The 2,374-nt window shown below is 68.8% G+C and carries 2 protein-coding genes; one reads left to right on the forward strand and one right to left on the reverse strand.

What is annotated here, in order from left to right; genetic code table 11:
- Positions 1-858: DUF222 domain-containing protein (locus E1285_RS44555; RefSeq protein WP_132160946.1), on the reverse strand; the 858-nt coding region annotated here is incomplete at its 3' end.
- A 587-nt stretch (positions 859-1,445) separates the two neighbouring features.
- Between E1285_RS44555 and E1285_RS44560 the strand changes: the two genes are divergently transcribed.
- The coding region (locus E1285_RS44560) for an ATP-binding cassette domain-containing protein (RefSeq protein ID WP_132160947.1) at positions 1,446-2,374 on the forward strand (929 nt) is incomplete at its 3' end.

Below are 2,374 nucleotides of genomic sequence, written 5' to 3' on the forward strand. Positions count from 1 at the left end.
GCGGCGGGCCTGTTCGGCGGGGATGGGGGTGCCGTCGGTGAGGCGGGCCGGGGCGGTGCCGCCGGTGAGGGTGTCCAGGTCGCAGATGACGGTGACCTTGGTGGCCCGATGCCCGCCCGACAGGACGCTTGTCAGTGCGGCGGCCATGCGTTCGGACAGGTCGCGGCGGTCATCGGTTCCGGCAGGCTTGGCCAGCGGCCCTAGCGTGCCGTCCCAGATCGCGGCGTCTTCGGGGTTGAGCCAGCCCTTGAGGTAGCGGCCGCCGTCCAGGGAACGCGTTGAGTCGATCCAGGAGCGTTCGTAGCCGCGTTTGGCGTCGTCGGGTGCCGTTTCGGTGCCGTCCCGCTCGGCGATGACGTCCCGGATGCGGCGCACGAAGGTGGCGACCTTCCCGGCGGAGAAATCTTGATCGACCATGTCGAGCAGGATGTCCTCGGCGGCGGCGCAGTCATCGTCGTCCAGTCGGGCGACCGCGCCTGCGATGGTGGCGGCGTAGCCGTACGACAGGTCCCCGGCGGCCCACCTGGCGCTGACGGCGGGGAGACGATGGCGATGCCGGGCCAGGGTGAGCCGTTCCTTGGCGCGGGCGTCGCGCATCCCCAGCCGGGATCGCAGCCACGATTGGGTGGACGGAAGGCCCCAGCGTTGCGCTTCTCCGGAGTTGTCGACCACGGACACGAACCCGGCGATGGCGCTCTCGTGCTGGTCGGTGGCGCGGGCGAGTTTCTCGGTGAGTTCGAAGCACGCCGCAGCCGATTCGGGTGGCGTCCGTTCGGCTATTCTCGCGGCGATCACCGATGCCGCCTCCACCAATTCCATGGTGGACGCCTCATCGAGGTCGATCGCCATCGTGCACATATAACCATGATAGTGGAAGCGGTGACATTGCGTGGCCACGCAGGCACGATTCTGGGAAATTCCGAAGCTCGAATAATGTCACCGCGAAGCCACGTCGGAGAATTGAAATGTCCCGTTCGTGGCTGGGCGGTGGGGGCGGCGCGACCAGGGCAGGGGGCAGGCGGAGCCTGCCCCGCGAAAAGCTGGACCCAGGGGCCGTAGAGGCTCCGAAGTCAAGGGTGGGACGGAGTCCCATCGCGAAGCGACGCCGAAGGCGCCCTTGACTTTGGAGGGGCGGCCCCGTACGCTGCGCCGCCCCCACCGCCGTGTGTAGATTTATGTTATTCGATTCTTCTATCGTCCCGTGGTGCTGAATTCGCAGCATTCACAGATCTTTGCAACGGCACTCACAGATCTTGCGACGCACTCACAGGCTCGAAGATCTCCTGTTCCAGCCGCAATGCAACGCCGCAATGCAACGCCGCAACGCCGCCACGCCGGCGTCGCACGCTGCGGTTCCCACGTCACGCCGCCGGATCGTAGCCGCGGCCCCGGGGTGAAACCGGGGTGAAACCGGGGTGAAGGCAGGGGCACGCACGCTTCGGCGCATGAACACGGAACCACGGCAAACGGCCATCTACGCGGCCGGTCTCCGGAAGGCGTTCGGAGAGAAGGTCGTCCTCGACGGCATCGACCTCGACGTGCCGCGCGGAACGGTCTTCTCGCTGCTCGGGCCGAACGGGGCAGGGAAGACCACGGCGGTGCGGATCCTGACAACGCTGATCCGCGCGGACGGCGGCGAGGCCCGGATCGCGGGACGCGACCTGGCCAAGGACCCCGAAGGGGTGCGCAGGGCGATCGGGGTGACGGGGCAGTATTCGGCGGTGGACGGGCTGCTGACCGGGCGGGAGAACCTGATCCTGATGGCGGACCTGCACCGGCTGGGCAAGGCCTCGGGGCGCAGGGCCGCCGACGAGTTGCTGGAGCGGCTCGACCTGGTGGAGGCGGCGAACAAGACGGTCACCACCTACTCGGGCGGGATGCGTCGGCGGCTCGACATCGCGATGACGCTGATCGGCGACCCGCAGATCATCTTTCTGGACGAGCCGACGACCGGGCTCGACCCGCGGAGCCGGCGCACCATGTGGGAGATCATCCGCGGGCTCGTCCAGCGCGGCGTGACGATCTTCCTGACGACGCAGTACCTGGAGGAGGCGGACCATCTCGCCGACAAGATCGCGGTCCTGGACGGCGGGCGGCTGGTCGCCGAGGGGACCGCGGACGAGCTGAAGCGGCAGGTCCCCGGCGGGCACGTCCGGCTGCGGTTCGACGACCTGGCGGACCTGGACGCGGCGGCGCGGATGCTCGGCGCCGTGACGCGGGACGTGACGCGGGACGACGACGCGCTCGCCTTGCAGGTGCCGAGCGACGGCGGCGTCCGGTCGCTGCGGTCGCTGCTCGGCCGCCTGGAGGACGCGTCGATCGAGGTCGAAGAACTTTCGGTACACACCCCCGACCTGGACGACGTCTTCCTGGC

It is taken from the genome of Actinomadura sp. 7K507, assembly GCF_004348425.1.
GTDB lineage: Bacteria > Actinomycetota > Actinomycetes > Streptosporangiales > Streptosporangiaceae > Spirillospora.